The sequence below is a fragment of the Pseudomonas sp. Tul2A7 genome, assembly GCF_054790505.1.
Genome location: NZ_CP186499.1, coordinates 5,484,824 through 5,500,208, shown reverse-complemented (window position 1 = coordinate 5,500,208; position 15,385 = coordinate 5,484,824). Strand labels below are relative to the sequence as shown.

The window sequence follows — 15,385 nt, the reverse complement described above, 5'->3', positions numbered from 1 at the left end:
TTGGAGATCTACATGAAAGCCTGGTTATTGAAAGATTTTGGCCTCGAGAACCTGTACCTGGAAGAAACGGCAACGCCGCAACCCAAGGCCGGCGAATTGCTGATTAAGGTTGGCGCCGTATCGCTCAACTTTCGCGACAAAGCAATCGTTGACGGCATCTATGAGCCGCACCTGGTGCCCAAGCCTCTGATACCTGTAAGCGACGCAGCAGGTACAGTCGTAGCCGTCGGAGAAGGCGTCAGCCGTTTCTCCATTGGAGATCGAGTCAACTCTCACCTTTACTCACGTTGGCTGGATGGCATGCCAGGGCCCGATGAGCCGAGCTACTGCTTTGGCTCGCCATTGCCTGGCGGACTGGCGGAGTACATGATCATCCATGAAGACAGCGCGGTACGTGCTCCCGACAACATGTCGGATGAGGAAGCTGCGACCCTTCCAATTGCTGCTCTGACGGCATGGTATGCGCTCGTTGACTTCGGCCGGATCGAGGCGGGTCAAACCGTTCTGGTTCAGGGATCAGGAGGTGTTTCTGTTTTCGCAACACAAATCGCAACGGCACTTGGCGCTAAAGTTATCGTCACCTCCAGTCGAGATCACAATCTGCAAACCCTGAAAAAACTGGGTGCTGTTGCAGGTGTAAATTATCGCAACAGCCCTGAGTGGGCAGAGGAAATCCTAAAGCTCACTGACGGCAAAGGTGTCGATCTGCTGCTGGACGTGGCAGGCGGGGATGGCATCAATCAATCGATTGCGGCGACTAAGGCAGGAGGGCGCATCGCCCAGATCGGCTTCCTGAGCGGCCAGACCACTGCGTTGAACTTGATGCCTTTGATCTTCCGGCAAACCACTATTCGCGGAATCGCCGTTGCTCCTCGCTCCTCATTTGATCGCATGAATGAGTTCTTGAATGAACACAAAATCCGCCCGGTAATCGACCATGTGTATCCTTTTGATCAGGCACGCCAAGCGTATGAGCATTTAGCCAAGGGCGCCTTCGGTAAGGTCGTTATCAAGATTTCATAACTCAATAACAGATCTGGGTCATCCGGCGGTTGAGTACCAACGTCACTGCTTAACGTTGAGCGCTTAATCGGATATTCAGCGCAGAAGCACTGCAGCGTCGAACACAATGCCGACGGACGACCCAAGTCATCAAGGCGTTACATGAGTCTGAAAAATCTTGCTGATCACAGTCCACTTGCCATCAACTTTCAGCAGATGAAAAAAGTCGGTGAAGGCGATGCCGGACATATCGTTGGCGTCGATGCGAGCGCTGGCAGCAGTACCGACGATCTCTATGCGGGTGATCGCGGTCTTTGCGTCAGGGGATGGACGGAAGTCCTTATCTATCCCACTGAACAATATTGGAATCGCACCGCCCGCCAGCTTGCCGTCGCCATCGACACTGAACATGGTTGCTTGCTCACTGAAAACGGGCTCCATGATGCTGCTTTTGGCCTGCTTGCAGCCCTCAATGTACTTGTTAAGTACCTCGGTAATGGCTTGGTATTCTTCCACGTAAGTCGGTTTGCTCATGTGCTTGCTCCTGCTTCATAGGATTAGTGCAACAAAGGCATCAGGCCTTGGTATCGAGCCAGACAGATCCATAACGCGTATAGGCTTTGGGAATCTCAATGATTTCTTTGAGATCATCTGCCGCAGTGCGAACCCAGAAAGGATCTCGGAGCATTTGCCGCCCCACGAACACCAGATCAGCTCGGCCGTTCTGCAAGATTTCTTCCGCCTGACGCCCACTCTGGATCACACCCACAGCGCCTGTCGCAATATGCAACTCCTTTCGCAGTAATTCAGCGGCCGGGACCTGGTAACCCGGGTAGGTTTCGATCTTGACCATCTTGATCCCGCCGGAACTGCAGTCGATCAAGTCAACGCCCTGCGCTTTCATCCAGCGACCATATTCTAGGAACGACTCGGGCGTGTTTCCGCCTTCGGCGTAATCAGAACTGGAGATGCGAACGAATAGAGGGCGATCCCCCCAATGAGATTTAACCTCTTCCAGCACTTCGTGCAGGAAACGATAGCGACGCTTGGCATCACCGCCATATTCGTCGTCGCGGGTGTTAGCCAACGGCGAGAGAAACTCACTCAACAAGTAGCCGTGCGCGGCATGGATTTCAAGCACATCGAAGCCAGCTTCGCTGGCACGACGTGCGGCATCGCCGTACAGCTTTACCAGAGACGGAATCTCATCAGCCGCGAGTTCGCGAGGAACAGGGCTGGTTTGCGTAAATGGAATCGCCGATGGCGCGATGTGAATCAGATCGGGCAGGTCAGCATTGCGCCCCGCATGGCCGATCTGAGCGCCGGCTTTTGCACCAAAACCGTGAAGCAATTCTGTTAGCGCCTTCAAGCCGACAACGTGCTCATCGCTCCAGATGCCAAGGTCACCGGCACCAATACGACCGTCAGCCTGAATGGCCAGCGTTTCGGGAAAAATCAGTGCTGCCTGACCCAGGGCACGAGCTCCGTAATGAACGCGGTGCCATTCAGTCACGAAGCCATCATCCGCCGCCATGTGCATGCACATAGGGGACATGACGACTCGGTTTTTCAGGGTGAGGCCCTTAATTTCATAGGGTGATAGAGCTGGAGACTGACGGGGTGATTCATCGCGAAATCTATCGCGAGGTGCCACCCAAAGTGGAGTATTCGCTTACAGCGTTAGGTGACTCACTCGCGCCATTGGTGAGTGCGATGCGAGAGTGGGGAGCAGTGCATGAACGCACGATCCTGGAACTCAGGCGCTCTGCCATCTGTGACGACAAGTTGGAATCTCTGGCTTGAATCACGCCGATGTTGAGAGGTGGAGGGGGGGGCAATGCGAAGTTTGTTGCCCGCTTGGCGCAGGGTTGAAACTGCACAAGCGAAATCACTCGCGCGTGATGAGGCGAATTTTTGAGGTCGCACTGCCGTTACGAAAAATTCGGGCCGCCACCTTATTTCATGTCACGCCATCGGCTTCGGGCGTGGAGATACGCCGTCAAATCGCTGTAACCTAGTTGCGCTGCAATCTCCGTTAATGACTCTCCCTGCAATTCAAGATGCATTTCCAATTCTGCGCGAATCTGATCGAGCAATTGTCTGAAGGTTGTACCTTGCTCTTCCAGCCGTCTGCGCAACGTCCTTGGCGTCTGGTGCAGCGACTTCGCCAGATTGTCCAGATTGGGAATTTCACGTCTCGCTAGAGATCGTCGCGCTCCTTCAGCAACCTTGGCTGACCAACCGCTGAAATTCCGATGCGCGGCGATCCGTCGATCCAGCTCCTGCGTTAATAATTCCAACATCCCGTGATGACGGGTTTGCATTGGCAGGCTTAAGCTTCGAGGATGAAAATAGAAGCAGTTGATCGAGCAGTCAAACTCGACTCGATCACCAAACCATTGGGTGTACTGCTTGTAATACGACGGACGCGAATGAGTGAACTTTGCCAAAATCGGCTGCACATTGTGTCCTGTACCTCGTCGTAACTGCGCTATGGACATCACCCCGTAGTGTTCGACGACATACCGCGCCAACTCTCCTGGCGCATCGACGTTCAGTTCGACTCCGACGCCGTTTTCGTCATTTACCAACCTTACATTGTCGGTGTCCGAGGCAAGAGGTGCGTACCGGGCCCAAAGGTGCATGGCTGACAAAATATCTGGACTGTACAGGCATAGATAAGCCAGGACATGCCAGTCCTGGGGTGTGAATAGCGCGAACAATTTTAATCCGATCGCCGGATCGATACGTGCCGCTTCGCGCCACAGTTGATCCAGTTCGATGAGGTTGTAATCCGTACTCTTCCGGGCAACCTGGCTATCAAGGAAGCGCTCCAATACCTGGCCCAACCTGCCGCGATGAAAGCGTTGGGGTGGGCGGTTGGCCGGTTCTAGCTCAATTTTGTCCATTCCGCGCATTGGGAGGACTTGCTCGCAGGTTTTTAATGAAAGGGCATTGCCCGGAAGGGCCTAAATCGAGAGTGCCATGAATACAACAATGCTCGTCAATCAACCCATTGTGATAGTAGCCGGGATTTTCCTCTCCTTCATTTTACTGGAACTTGCCTGCTCCTCGCTTCGTCAGCCGTCAGGTAGTAAACGTGACGTACTCATTGAAGTCATCGGCTCCGGAATATTAGTGATGGTCACATTCCCTTTAGTCATGTGGCTAAGTGGCATGATATTGAATCAGGCCATCCCGGAAATGAAGGGCGCGCTGTCCTCTATTCCATGGATCGCAGGATTTGCGTTGTTTCTACTGCTGGATGACATGACCCAATATTGGTGGCATCGCCTGACTCATCGGATTCCCGCTCTTTATGCATTGCATCGCGCACATCATTCCGCGCCCTATATGAGTATTCGCATCGTCTATCGCAACAATAGTTTCTACTATCTCTTGATGCCGGGTATCTGGCTATCTGGCGTATTGATTTATCTGGGACTTGCACCCGTTTATTACGTTTATTTGATTATAAAAATGACTGTAATCTTCGCCGCACACAGCAATGTTGCATGGGACGACAAACTTTATCGCATTCGCGCCTTACGGCCGATCATCTGGGTTCTTGAGCGAACCATCTCCACTCCATCCACTCATTCTGCGCATCACGGTTTGACTGCAGAGGATGGCGTGACTCACTACAAAGGTAATTTCGGTAACCTGTTATTTTTATGGGATGTGTTGTTCGGAACAGCCAAAATTACCCGTAGGCGTCCGCCAGCATACGGTATCGAGCACTTGTCACCGATAACCTGGAAAGAAGAATTGTTCTGGCCAATCGTTCGCTCCCATCGCACGGCACCCAAGGTAAGTGAAGCTAAGCAGAAGGTCGCACAATGAGTCGTCATATCGTTCTGCTGTCTGGATCGAATAGATCCAACAGTCAATCAATCAAAGTTGCCCATTATCTGCGCGACCGGTTAGAAGCACTTGAGCTTTGTGACTCAAGCGAACTAATAGATCTGGCGTCGAGCCCGCTACCGCTGTGGCCAGAAGAAGACACTCAGAAAGCCTGGAGTGTCCAGCAATCCACCCTCAAAAAAGCAACAGCATTGATCGTGATCAGCCCTGAGTGGAATGGCATGGCTTGCCCGGCTCTGAAGAACTTCTTTTTGTACGCAGGGCTCAGCGAACTAGGACATAAGCCCGCGCTTCTAGTTGGCGTTTCGGCTGGACTTGGGGGAGCCTACCCAATTGCAGAGTTACGTGCTTCAAGCTATAAAAATAGCCGGATCCTGTATTTGCCTGAGCAACTGATTATAAGAAACGTTGAATCAATGTTTAATAGTGAGTGCCCTTCAGATGAAAATGATATGCGCATCCGCGCACGTGCCGATTGGGTTTTGCATGTTCTTTGCCAATACAATGACGCCTTGCGTACGATACGAACTGCAATCAAACATCCACCTGAGTTCTCTACGGGGATGTGAGATTGTCGCACCTCAACAAGTTAAAAATGCAACTGTTAAAGCTAAACATTAGTAGCTGCCGGTAAAGGTCAACTATTTTCAACTCAGCCCTGATCAAACCACAGTGGGCCGCAACTCCTGCGCCAGTTCAATCAGTGCGCGCAATCGCGCCGGCACGAAGCGATGGCCCGAGTAGTAGAGCCTCAACCCGCCAAACGACGGGCACCACGGCATCAACACCGGCACCAGGACGCCGCTCGCCAGTTCTTCCTGGATGAACCACTCGGAAATGAACCCAATGCCGAGGCCCGACACCACGGCCTGTTTGATGGCCAGCAACTCGTTGGACGCGAAGCACACCGGCAGATCCATCTGCAGTTTTTGGCCATCGCACTCCAACTCCCACTGGTAGAGGCCACCATGGGCCATACGCATGCCGATGCTCCGGTGGGTGAGCAGATCTCGCGGATGCTCGGGCACGCCGTGGCGTTCGAGGTACTCGGGCGTGGCCACCACAAGCATCCGGATGTCACCTGAGAGTGCCACGGCAATCATGTCTTGCGGCACAGATTCTGCGAGGCGAATCCCGGCGTCGAAACCACCGGCGATAATGTCGACCATGCTTGATTCGCTGACGATGTCGATGCGCACTTCGGGATAGCGCTGAGCGTACTGCTTCAATAGCGGATCCACCAGCAGGCAGGCCGCGCCATGCGGTGCATTGATGCGCAATGTGCCGCTGGGTTCATCGGGGCCGACGCTGGCTTCTTCGCCGGCACTTTTGATCTGTTCCAACGCAGGGGCGATGCGGGCCACATAGCGTTGGCCGATGTCGGTGAGGGCAACGCTGCGCGTGGAGCGATTGAACAGGCGCACTTTCAGGCGTGCTTCCAGGCCGGCAACCGCGCTGCTCACGGCGGTAGTGGACATCCCCAACTCCTGTGCTGCGCCGCGGAAACTGCTGCGGCGCGCCACGGCCAGTACCACTTCCAGCTCGGTCATTGCTGTTCTGCGCATGGATTGTCCTGAATATAAGGATGCTTCATCAGCCAGAGGATGGCTTATCGGAATAATGAACTCTTCTTAGACTTCATCACAGAGGCTCGATTCAGGCGAGCCATTTTGAGCGAGGAGTCGCCATGCAACGCATTGAACACATCTACATCAACGGCGAGTTCGTCATTCCACACGGTCAGGAATGGTTCGACCTTCATAACCCGAGCACCGAGAAAGTCATTGGTCAGGTTCAATTGGGCGATGCACTGGACGCACAGCGTGCGATCGCAGCCGCCAAGGCTGCGTTCCCGGCGTGGGCTCGTACAAGCAGGGAAGAACGAATTTCGGCATTGCAACGCATGCACCAGGCCGTGGCGGCAAAGGAGGAAGAGTTGCTGGAAGCCATCCTCACGGAATACGGCGCGCCTGCGGTTCGCGGGCGCTGGATGGCGACTTATCCGGCTGACGTGATCGCGCAAGCAATCGATGCCCTGCAGGCGTTCGATTTCGAGGAGCAGGTCGGCATGGCCAGGGTCATTCTGACGCCCGTGGGCGTGACCGGTCTGATCACACCCTGGAACAGCAATGCGGGCTTCATTTGCAACAAGCTGGCCACCGCGCTTGCGACCGGCTGCACCGCCGTCATCAAGCCTAGCGAGATGAGCGCGTTGCAGACGCAGGTGGTGGTCAGGGCGTTGCACGAGGCGGGGCTGCCACCGGGTGTATTCAACATCGTCAACGGGCGAGGCGATGTGGTTGGCGAGGAGATCGCCCGTCATCCCGACGTTGCCAAGATCTCGTTCACGGGTTCGTCCGCTATCGGCCAACATCTAGTCAAAACCGGTGCTGACACGATGAAGCGCGTGACGCTTGAACTCGGCGGCAAGTCGCCCACCGTGGTGCTTGACGATGCGGATTTCCAAGCCGTCATGCCGCTGGTGCTGCAAGCCGGATTTCTCAACAGCGGCCAGGCTTGCATCGCGGGCACTCGCATCCTCGTGCCGCGCCGCCGGCTGGCAGAGTTCGAGCGCATTGCGAAGGAGGGCGTCTCACAGATCCGATCGGGCGATCCACGTAACACCGACACCGACATCGGTCCGATGGTGAGCCAGAAACAATGGGAACGGGTGCAGCGCTACATCCGTACCGGCGAGGAAGAAGGCGCGAGGTTGCTGGCGGGTGGCGAAGGTCGCCCGGAAGGCTTGCATGCCGGATGGTTTGTGAAACCCACGATCTTCACTGATGCCAACAACCGGATGCGCATCGCGCGCGAGGAAATCTTCGGCCCCGTGCTGACGATCATCCCCTACGAGGACGACGCCGATGCGATCAGCATTGCCAACGATACGGACTATGGGCTGAGCGCCCTGGTGCTGGGAAAAAGCGCTGAACGTTGTGTGAATATCGCCCGTCAGATCGACGCGGGACGCGTGCTCATCAACACTCTGGCCCACGAACCACGTGCCCCTTTCGGTGGATTCAAGCATTCAGGCCTTGGGCGCGAAATGGGCAGGTGGGGGATGAGCGCGTATCTGGAGCCGAAGACGTTGATCAGCAATGACCCGGTGAAATGACTGGGTCAGGTTCCTGTCTCGGGGCACTGCATCCGTCGTCCGGGCTATCGGGCACATACTCAGGAGACATTTCATGGAGTCATGATCGCAGCCAGTTTCGGATGGTTTTTTGCGTAATACAGCCCTGACTCAGCCTCATCTTCCAGGAAGTGCCATATCTTTTTTGATCGCATGGAATATATGACGATAATCAGAAATACCCCGAGATAAAGCCACATCAAACTGGTCGCGCCGGATCTGGACATGATGACGCCCGTCATCATGAATGAAACCGAGCTTCCTAGTTGACTGATAACTAATGTAGATGCCATCAGTCGCACGCGTACACCGGAGGGGATCGACATGAGCCTCTTGTCCATTCCGACCATCGTAATGCACGCACTCGCTGCCCCGGCGAAAAACAGGCAAGTACTCAACTGCCAGATTTCGCCGGCTTGTGTCGCTGCACAGAGTGCAAACGTTAATAGGGCCCAACATCCAAGATACTTGTCGCGCTGATTTTCCTTTTTGGTAATCAGCGGGCTTAAAAAGAACAAGCCTGCAACGGCTCCACCCGCGAACACGGCATTGAACAAGCCCACGCTACCTTCAGCCAGACCGCGCGTGTGTATGAGCGCTGGAACCAGCATCGGTACGGTCGCTGTTACGGCCAAACCAAGCAGTAGTCCGGAAAAGGTCAAAAATTGTTCTGGCGGTAGAACGCATTTGAGTTTAAGCCCCAAAAGCATGTCATTAACAAGATCTGCTGATGATTTTCCGGGTTGCAGGGCAGGGGCTGCACTCACCGGTAACACCATGCCTAAAACCACAATGAGCAATCCCACTATCGACACAAATAGCAGCGAGATTTCCAGTGAAGAAACCGTAATCACGATAGCCGCCAACAAAGGCCCAGCAACCCGGCCGACAGTAACAACGATGCGCCGGACGCGAAATGCAGCGTCCGTACGATGTTTATCAACGGTTTCCGCAGGATAGATACCCAAGAGAGGCTGGATCATTCCAAATGCTGATGCAGCGATCACATCGATCAGTATCAGGGCATCAAGCGAATACCAGTTTGCGGCAAAAAAGTAGCGCAATACGCTGGCCATCAAGATCGCAAAACAGCCCACCTTGAGTGCCGCACTGCGGCGCATTGACTCAACACGCGGCGCCAGACACAACATTGAAATGATCGCCGCGAACGCGAGCGCTGTTTCGTAGGCGGCCAGCTCCAGCAGGCTTCCTTGCTGCAGGATGATCAGCGGTAGCGTGGTATTCCAGCAACCGAGGTAGATCCAAAGTAACAAGTCCAGGCAAAGATACTTTCGAAATGTACTCAAAGGGTGACTTCCTTGTTCCGCACCTTGTGTTTGGGATGTCATTCGCACGCGCCGAATTATCCGCAATACAACTGCGCAAATATCAGCTTATACCTGCGCTGACATCCGATGATTCTCCAGCAAGAAGTCCACGAACAACCGCACCCGCGCCGGCATCGCCGCGCCACCGACGAACACCGCATGAATCGGTTCCTGGTCCCCCGGGTTCCAGTCTTGCAACAGCGCAATCAGGTCGCCGCGCTGCAGATCCTCGCTCACGCTGAACGCACCGATACGGGCAATGCCAGCGCCCACTCGGGCGAATTGTGCCAACGCTTCACCACTGCTGCATTCGATGTTGCCGCTGACCTTCAGGGAAAACTCTTTGCCATCGCGGATGAATGGCCAGTTGGGTTCGGCACGCCGGAAGTTGAAGCGCAGGCAGTTGTGCTGTAGCAGGTCTTCCGGTTCCTGCGGGACGCCGTGGCGCTGCAGATACTCGGGCGATGCCACCACGACCTGGCCGGTGGTGCCGATCCTGCGTGCGCTCAGCGGGCTGTCGGGCAGGTGGCCGAAGCGCACTGCGACGTCGGCTTGTCCGGCGAGAATATCGACCACTTCATCGCCGAGGGTGAGGTCGACGACGATGTTCGGGTAACGGGCGCTGAAGGCTGCGACCAAGGGAACGATGGCCAGACGGCCGTGGCCAAGGGCGGCACTGACCCGCAATCGTCCTTTGGGCACGCCTTGGTCGGCAATGGCTTCTTCGACCTCGTCCATGTCGGCGAGGATACGCCGGGCGCCGCGCAGGAACGCTTCGCCCTCGGCCGTGAAGGTGATCGCTCGAGTGGTGCGCAACAGCAGGCGGGTGCCAAGACGTTGCTCGGTGCGCGCGATGATCCGACTGACTGCCGAGGGTGTCAGGCCCAGCGCACGCGCGGCGGCCGACAGACTGCCTTCCTGCGCCACGGTGGTGAACACGCTCATTTCACCTGACCTGCCATTGAAATCCACTTGTGCCTCCTACGCAAAGGTGATTGCCAAAAATGCTATCTACCGCCTGAAAAGACGAGATCGTAGCATTGGCAGCATAGATGAGGAGCTTTCCATGCGTATCAATCCACCACTTGTTGCACTCGCCATCGGTGCCTTCGGCATCGGCGTAACAGAATTCGCCCCCATGGGCATGTTGCCGGGTATCGCTGCGGATCTGGGTGTTTCCATTCCCGCTGCCGGTTTGCTGGTCAGTGCCTATGCGTTGGGCGTATTGCTCGGCGCACCACTGATGACCCTGACCACCGGCAAGATTCCCCGGCGCTATCTGCTGATTGGGCTTATGGCGATTTTCACCCTGGGTAATCTGATGTCTGCCCTGGCCACCGATTACTACAGCCTCATGGTCGCCAGGGTGGTGACCTCACTGAACCACGGCGCCTTTTTTGGCGTTGGCTCCGTCGTCGCCGCCACTTTGGTCGCCCCGGAAAAACGTGCCGGGGCGGTTGCGGCGATGTTCATGGGCCTGACCCTGGCGACCATCGGCGGTGTGCCGCTGGCCGCCTGGTTTGGCGAACTGTTCGGTTGGCGCACGGCTTTCTGGGGGATTACCGGTCTGGGCGTGGCGACCATGGCCGCGTTGTGGTTCGCCTTGCCCAACGTGCGGGCGCCGCAAAGCGTCGGTGTCATGGCGGAAATTCGCGTATTGGGGCGCGGCCCGGTGCTGGCCGCGCTGGCCCTGACCGTGGTCGGCTCGAGCGCCATGTTCACCGTCTTCACCTACATCGCGCCGATCCTCAGCAGCGAGACCCATGCGTCCACCGCCTTCATCACCGCCATGCTGATGCTTTACGGTGTCGGTTTGACGCTGGGCAACATGTGGGGCGGCAAGGCCGCTGACCGCTCGATCGATCGCACCTTGATCGTCTCGCTGAGCGTACTGATTGTGGTGTTGTTGGCGTTCACCGTACTGATGCGCTGGCCACTGCCGGCCGCCGTGGCCATTCTGATTTGGGGTATCGCCAGCTTCGCCCTGGTGCCGCCGCTACAGATGCGTGTTATGGAAGCGGCCAAGGACGCGCCCAATCTGGCCTCGGCGGTGAACATCGGTGCCTTCAACTTCGGCAACGCGATTGGCGCGGCGCTGGGCGGCGCGGTGATCAGCAGCGGGCTGGGTTATCCGGCGATCTCCCTGGCCGGCGCGGCAATGGCGGGCCTGGGGTTGCTGATGGTGTTGGGGTTTGCGTGGCGTTCCAGGACGATTGAAGCGGCGGTGGCGTGACGAAAATGGGGGGGGGGATTCGTTACCCTTGATGAGTGGCGGCAGGTGGTAGGTTCCTGCCGTTGCTGACCGTGAGATATGACCGAAAGCACCTACCGCCCAATCTCCAATGCATCCTGCACATTTTGCTTGGGTGGTAGGAGGGGACGAAGCGGTGTCAGTGATCGCCTGCCTGACGCCGCAACAAGTCATCGACGGCCCTAATGGCAAGGGCATATCCGTCGGCACCCATGCCGCAAATTACCGCATTGGCCACGCCAGACATGATCGAATGGCGGTGTAGCTCGTCCCGTGCATGGATGTTCGACAGGTGCAGTTCAATCAACGGTGCGGCGAGCAACTTCAGCGCATCCAGCACCGGAATCGAGTGGAACGACAGGCCGGCCGGGTTGATGATGACGGCCGCGCCTTGCTCGAACGCCTGTTGAATCCAGTCGACCATCACGCCTTCGTGGTTGGTCTGGCGAAAGTCGCAGATCAGCTCAAGTTCCGCGGCCAGTGTTTCACTGCGTTGCCGGATCTGCTCAAGGGTGGTGTGGCCGTAAATGTGCGGTTCACGGCGACCGAGCAGGTTGAGGTTGGGACCGTTGAGGATGAAGACGGTGCGGTTCATGGTTGTCCTGCTGCGTTATTTGGAAAGAAGGGCGGTAGCGCGTGTGTCGAGGGTGTCGTCGTCGGCGACGGCGTTCAGGTCGATGCCGCGGGTTTCCGGGCCGATGACAATCATGGCCAGGGAGATCAGGTTGATCACCGCGCACAGGGTCACCAGCGGCCACGGCGAGTTGTTCGACTGGCTCATCAGCCACACGGCGATCATCGGCATCGGCCCGCCAATCACCAGGTTGGCGCCGGTGTAGGCCAGTGCCGAACCCGAATAGCGCACCTGGGTCGGGAACGCCTCAGCAAATGCCACAGGCTGGATCCCGCTCTGGAACTGGGTGAAACCCAGAAACAGCCCCATGATTGCCATGATGGCCGCAACGTTCAGCGTGTTGAGGATCGGGAAGTACACGAACAGGATCAGCAGGGTCATGCATGAACCCAGCGCCAAGGCCTTTTTCCGGCCCCAGCGATCAGACAGATAACCGCCGGCCAGCGCACCGAAAATCGCGCAGACGTTAGCCACCATCAGTGACATGAAGCCCGTCGACTGGCTGAAGCCCAGGTGCTTGGTCAGGTAGCTGAGAGAGAAAATCACGATCAGATAGAACAGCGCAGCGGGCGAGCAGAAAAACAGCATCAGGCGCAGGATGGTTTTGTAGTGGTTGCCGACAGCGGACTTGAGCGGGCTTTTTTCCTGTTTGACCGGGGTCTTTTTCAAGGCCACGAACGCCGGGGTCTCATCGACTTTCAGGCGGATGAAAATCGCCACCACGACCAGTACGAAGCTCATCAGGAAAGGAATTCGCCAGCCAAAGCTTTCGAATTGCTCGCTTGACAGGCTCGCGGCCAGGCCCATCAACACACCATTGGCCAATATCTGACTGAGCGGGGAGCACAAGCCGAGCATGCCGGAATAGCGCCCGCGGCGATCAGGGGAGGCGTGTTCCAGCGCCATCAGTTGCGCACCGGTGGACTCGCCGCCCAGCGCAAAGCCTTGAACGATCCGCAGCAACACCAGCAGGATCGGCGCCCAGATACCCACTTGAGCGTAGGTGGGCAACAAACCCATCAGCACCGAAGCCAGACCCATCATGGTCACGGTGGCCAGCATCAGGTTACGGCGGCCGAGTTTGTCACCCAGGTAGCCACAGGTAATAGCGCCCAATGGCCGCGCGGCCAGGCCGACACCGAACGTCGCCAACGACGCGAGCAGGCCGGCAGTCGGCTCCATGGCCGGGAAAAACAACTTGGGCAAAATGGTCGCGGACATCGCGCCATACAGTGTGAAGTCAAACCACTCCAGGGCCGTGCCGATGGTCGCAGCGGTCACCGCTTTGCGCGGCATGCGCGAATCATGAGTCTCGTGACTGATTGTGCTCATAAGGGTGCTCATCATTATTTTTATAGTGTCGGGATGCCCGGACGGTTCTGCGCAGTAACGACGCAATTGGCAGTCATCGTCGAGGTGGCTAGACGTTAGCGCATCTCGCTTGCAGAATAATTATCGAAATCACGATAAATAGATAAGCCAGCCTTATGGATAGCCAATATGGAACTGCGTCACCTGAAAGCCTTTGTCGTTGCCGCTGACCTGCAGCACTTCAGTCGCGCCGCTGAACAATTGGGCGTTGCGCAACCGGCACTGAGCCAGTTGATGCGAACCCTGGAGTCCGAGTTGGGGTTGGCCTTGTTCCGGCGGGAAAACCGTGGCGTCGCGTTGACCGCTGCCGGCGAGGCATTTCTGCCCCATGCGCGGCAGTCCATCGAGTCCAGTGAACTGGCGATCGCTGCCGCACGGCGGGCGCGCCGTGGTGAAGTGGGCGAGATCAACATCGGCTATCACTCGGCGCTGTTCGAGGCCAATCTGCCGCAGTTGTTGCGGCATTACTTCAGCACCTTCCCGGAAGTCAAAGTGTCGCTGGTGGACGCCGGTATTCGCGCGCAGTTCGACATGTTGCTCGAGCACAAGCTTGACCTGGCCTTCGCCCGGGTCTTCAAGGACCACCTGCCGGAGCGCCTGCGTACCCATCATTTCAGCCAGTCGAGGCTGGTCCTGCTGATGCCGGACAACCATGAAATGGCGGACAGTTTTACCGGCGAACTGGCGACGCTGCGTCATGAGAAATTCGTGTTCCTGCAGGACAGCGCCGGCATCGGCCTGACCTCACACACCCTCCAGGCGTGCCGGCAGAACCAGTTGCACCCCGAGAACATCATGCATGTTCCGTCGCTGATGAGCATCCCGGGACTGGTGGCGGCCGGCATCGGCCTGAGCATCGTCCCGGAAACGATGACGCGGTTGACCATGCCGGGCATACGCATCGTGCCGCTGGCTCAAGCGGAAATGGTCAGCGAGCTTTCATTGATTTCGCGGATTGATGAAAGGTCCAGCGCGGTGCTGCACTTCATTGAAGAGGCGCAGGGTTGGGGGTGAAATGCGCTGCTCATAGCGCATCACACATTGTCAGTCGCCGACAGGCTGAGTAAGCTGCGCCCATGAATCAGCCATCCCTAACTGCCTCCTCGCCGAGCACTCGCGGCCCCGCCGAACACGACATCCGTGACCAGATTGTCGCCGCGGCCAACGAGCATTTCAGCCAATACGGCTACGGTAAAACCACGGTTTCCGACCTGGCCAAGGCCATCGGTTTTTCCAAGGCCTACATCTATAAATTCTTCGATTCCAAGCAGGCGATTGGCGAGGCCATTTGCGCCAACTGTCTGGGCCAAATCGCTGCAGCAGTCGAACAAGCGATTAATACCGAAGAGGTTTCAGCGACCGAGCGTTTTCGCAGGTTGGTGAAAACCGTGATCGCTACGGGTGTGGATCTGTTCTTCAACGACCGCAAGCTTTACGACATCGCGGCGTTTTCCGCCTCGGAGCGCTGGAACAGTGCCCAGGTGTATGAGGCGCAGATCAAGGCCTTTATCTTCGACATCGTGCGCCATGGTCGAGAAGCGGGGGAGTTCGAGCGCAAGACGCCGCTGGACGAAACCGTCGAGGCGATCAATCTGGCGTTGCGACCTTTCGTCAACCCGCTGCTGTTGCAACACAATCTGGATCTGATCGAGCAAGCGCCCACGCTGACCACCAACCTCATCCTGCGCAGCCTCATGCCTTGACCCATCGCTGAGCAAGGTTTTCAGGCGATTCGAGTCAAACGACATCCCCTCATTACGTTTCCTGCCCACCGGCACATCAGTGCCGGGAGGGCATTG

The 15,385-nt window shown here is 56.8% G+C and carries 16 protein-coding genes; 8 read left to right on the top strand and 8 right to left on the bottom strand.

From position 1 onward, the window contains the following. Nucleotides 1-12 precede the first annotated feature (12 nt). A complete protein-coding gene (locus tag ACOYXJ_RS24560) occupies nucleotides 13-1,023 on the top strand; it encodes a zinc-dependent alcohol dehydrogenase family protein (RefSeq protein WP_460372020.1) in 1,011 nt (336 codons plus the stop codon). Nucleotides 1,024-1,152: 129 nt separating this feature from the next. On the opposite strand, the gene ACOYXJ_RS24555 is transcribed toward ACOYXJ_RS24560, so the two are convergent. Next, nucleotides 1,153-1,536, bottom strand: coding sequence for a nuclear transport factor 2 family protein (locus ACOYXJ_RS24555; RefSeq protein ID WP_460372018.1), 384 nt, complete (start codon nucleotides 1,534-1,536; stop codon nucleotides 1,153-1,155). Between the two features lie 40 nt (nucleotides 1,537-1,576). Continuing rightward, a complete protein-coding gene (locus tag ACOYXJ_RS24550) occupies nucleotides 1,577-2,557 on the bottom strand; it encodes an oxidoreductase (protein ID WP_460380852.1) in 981 nt (326 codons plus the stop codon). A gap of 41 nt (nucleotides 2,558-2,598) precedes the next feature. Here ACOYXJ_RS24550 and ACOYXJ_RS24545 point away from each other — a divergent pair, with 41 nt between their 5' ends. Next, complete coding sequence (locus ACOYXJ_RS24545) at nucleotides 2,599-2,805, top strand: winged helix-turn-helix transcriptional regulator (RefSeq protein WP_460372015.1); 207 nt, start codon at nucleotides 2,599-2,601, stop codon at nucleotides 2,803-2,805. Nucleotides 2,806-2,957: 152 nt separating this feature from the next. Here the strand turns inward: ACOYXJ_RS24545 and ACOYXJ_RS24540 are convergent, their stop codons facing one another. Continuing rightward, nucleotides 2,958-3,920 carry an AraC family transcriptional regulator gene (locus tag ACOYXJ_RS24540; RefSeq protein WP_460372014.1) on the bottom strand — a complete coding sequence of 321 codons (963 nt, stop codon included), beginning with the start codon at nucleotides 3,918-3,920 and terminating at the stop codon, nucleotides 2,958-2,960. A 67-nt stretch (nucleotides 3,921-3,987) separates the two neighbouring features. On the opposite strand from ACOYXJ_RS24540, the gene ACOYXJ_RS24535 reads away from it, so the two are divergent. Together ACOYXJ_RS24535 and ACOYXJ_RS24530 are read left to right on the top strand one after the other, a co-directional pair. After that, nucleotides 3,988-4,845 carry a sterol desaturase family protein gene (locus tag ACOYXJ_RS24535; protein WP_150792858.1) on the top strand — a complete coding sequence of 286 codons (858 nt, stop codon included), beginning with the start codon at nucleotides 3,988-3,990 and terminating at the stop codon, nucleotides 4,843-4,845. After that, on the top strand, nucleotides 4,842-5,435 hold the full coding sequence (locus ACOYXJ_RS24530; RefSeq protein ID WP_460372012.1) for an NADPH-dependent FMN reductase: 594 nt from the start codon (nucleotides 4,842-4,844) through the stop codon (nucleotides 5,433-5,435). The genes ACOYXJ_RS24535 and ACOYXJ_RS24530 overlap by 4 nt, the downstream gene beginning before the upstream one ends. Nucleotides 5,436-5,528: 93 nt before the next feature. On the opposite strand, the gene ACOYXJ_RS24525 is transcribed toward ACOYXJ_RS24530, so the two are convergent. Further along, a complete protein-coding gene (locus tag ACOYXJ_RS24525; protein WP_191630850.1) occupies nucleotides 5,529-6,431 on the bottom strand; it encodes a LysR family transcriptional regulator in 903 nt (300 codons plus the stop codon). 122 nt (nucleotides 6,432-6,553) lie between these two features. On the opposite strand from ACOYXJ_RS24525, the gene ACOYXJ_RS24520 reads away from it, so the two are divergent. Further along, entirely contained in the window at nucleotides 6,554-7,984 is a 1,431-nt protein-coding gene (locus tag ACOYXJ_RS24520; RefSeq protein ID WP_460372011.1) for an aldehyde dehydrogenase family protein, read from the top strand. A gap of 71 nt (nucleotides 7,985-8,055) precedes the next feature. Here ACOYXJ_RS24520 and ACOYXJ_RS24515 read toward each other — a convergent pair whose 3' ends face one another. Further along, nucleotides 8,056-9,309 carry an MFS transporter gene (locus ACOYXJ_RS24515; RefSeq protein WP_460372009.1) on the bottom strand — a complete coding sequence of 418 codons (1,254 nt, stop codon included), beginning with the start codon at nucleotides 9,307-9,309 and terminating at the stop codon, nucleotides 8,056-8,058. Nucleotides 9,310-9,396: 87 nt separating this feature from the next. Then, the gene (locus ACOYXJ_RS24510; RefSeq protein ID WP_460372007.1) at nucleotides 9,397-10,302 is read right to left on the bottom strand and encodes a LysR family transcriptional regulator; all 906 of its coding nucleotides are present in this window, start codon (nucleotides 10,300-10,302) and stop codon (nucleotides 9,397-9,399) included. Nucleotides 10,303-10,396: 94 nt separating this feature from the next. On the opposite strand from ACOYXJ_RS24510, the gene ACOYXJ_RS24505 reads away from it, so the two are divergent. After that, entirely contained in the window at nucleotides 10,397-11,563 is a 1,167-nt protein-coding gene (locus tag ACOYXJ_RS24505; protein WP_460372006.1) for an MFS transporter, read from the top strand. A 157-nt stretch (nucleotides 11,564-11,720) separates the two neighbouring features. Here the strand turns inward: ACOYXJ_RS24505 and ACOYXJ_RS24500 are convergent, their stop codons facing one another. Together ACOYXJ_RS24500 and ACOYXJ_RS24495 are read right to left on the bottom strand one after the other, a co-directional pair. Beyond that, on the bottom strand, nucleotides 11,721-12,176 hold the full coding sequence (locus ACOYXJ_RS24500) for a type II 3-dehydroquinate dehydratase (RefSeq protein ID WP_460372004.1): 456 nt from the start codon (nucleotides 12,174-12,176) through the stop codon (nucleotides 11,721-11,723). A gap of 15 nt (nucleotides 12,177-12,191) precedes the next feature. Next, nucleotides 12,192-13,547 carry an MFS transporter gene (locus tag ACOYXJ_RS24495; RefSeq protein ID WP_460372002.1) on the bottom strand — a complete coding sequence of 452 codons (1,356 nt, stop codon included), beginning with the start codon at nucleotides 13,545-13,547 and terminating at the stop codon, nucleotides 12,192-12,194. Nucleotides 13,548-13,715: 168 nt separating this feature from the next. Between ACOYXJ_RS24495 and ACOYXJ_RS24490 the strand changes: the two genes are divergently transcribed. Beyond that, a complete protein-coding gene (locus ACOYXJ_RS24490) occupies nucleotides 13,716-14,600 on the top strand; it encodes a LysR family transcriptional regulator (RefSeq protein ID WP_150729229.1) in 885 nt (294 codons plus the stop codon). A 62-nt stretch (nucleotides 14,601-14,662) separates the two neighbouring features. Then, entirely contained in the window at nucleotides 14,663-15,289 is a 627-nt protein-coding gene (locus tag ACOYXJ_RS24485) for a TetR/AcrR family transcriptional regulator (RefSeq protein ID WP_150792850.1), read from the top strand. Nucleotides 15,290-15,385 lie beyond the last annotated feature (96 nt).

Bases quoted from the DNA above. Each gene is read 5' to 3' on its own strand.
- ACOYXJ_RS24560 (WP_460372020.1), top strand. From the start codon at position 13: ATGAAAGCCTGGTTATTGAAAGATTTTGGCCTCGAGAACCTGTACCTG.
- ACOYXJ_RS24555 (WP_460372018.1), bottom strand. From the start codon at position 1,536: ATGAGCAAACCGACTTACGTGGAAGAATACCAAGCCATTACCGAGGTA.
- ACOYXJ_RS24550 (WP_460380852.1), bottom strand. From the start codon at position 2,557: ATGTCCCCTATGTGCATGCACATGGCGGCGGATGATGGCTTCGTGACT.
- ACOYXJ_RS24540 (WP_460372014.1), bottom strand. From the start codon at position 3,920: ATGCGCGGAATGGACAAAATTGAGCTAGAACCGGCCAACCGCCCACCC.
- ACOYXJ_RS24535 (WP_150792858.1), top strand. From the start codon at position 3,988: ATGAATACAACAATGCTCGTCAATCAACCCATTGTGATAGTAGCCGGG.
- ACOYXJ_RS24530 (WP_460372012.1), top strand. From the start codon at position 4,842: ATGAGTCGTCATATCGTTCTGCTGTCTGGATCGAATAGATCCAACAGT.
- ACOYXJ_RS24525 (WP_191630850.1), bottom strand. From the start codon at position 6,431: ATGCGCAGAACAGCAATGACCGAGCTGGAAGTGGTACTGGCCGTGGCG.
- ACOYXJ_RS24520 (WP_460372011.1), top strand. From the start codon at position 6,554: ATGCAACGCATTGAACACATCTACATCAACGGCGAGTTCGTCATTCCA.
- ACOYXJ_RS24505 (WP_460372006.1), top strand. From the start codon at position 10,397: ATGCGTATCAATCCACCACTTGTTGCACTCGCCATCGGTGCCTTCGGC.
- ACOYXJ_RS24500 (WP_460372004.1), bottom strand. From the start codon at position 12,176: ATGAACCGCACCGTCTTCATCCTCAACGGTCCCAACCTCAACCTGCTC.
- ACOYXJ_RS24495 (WP_460372002.1), bottom strand. From the start codon at position 13,547: ATGAGCACAATCAGTCACGAGACTCATGATTCGCGCATGCCGCGCAAA.
- ACOYXJ_RS24490 (WP_150729229.1), top strand. From the start codon at position 13,716: ATGGAACTGCGTCACCTGAAAGCCTTTGTCGTTGCCGCTGACCTGCAG.
- ACOYXJ_RS24485 (WP_150792850.1), top strand. From the start codon at position 14,663: ATGAATCAGCCATCCCTAACTGCCTCCTCGCCGAGCACTCGCGGCCCC.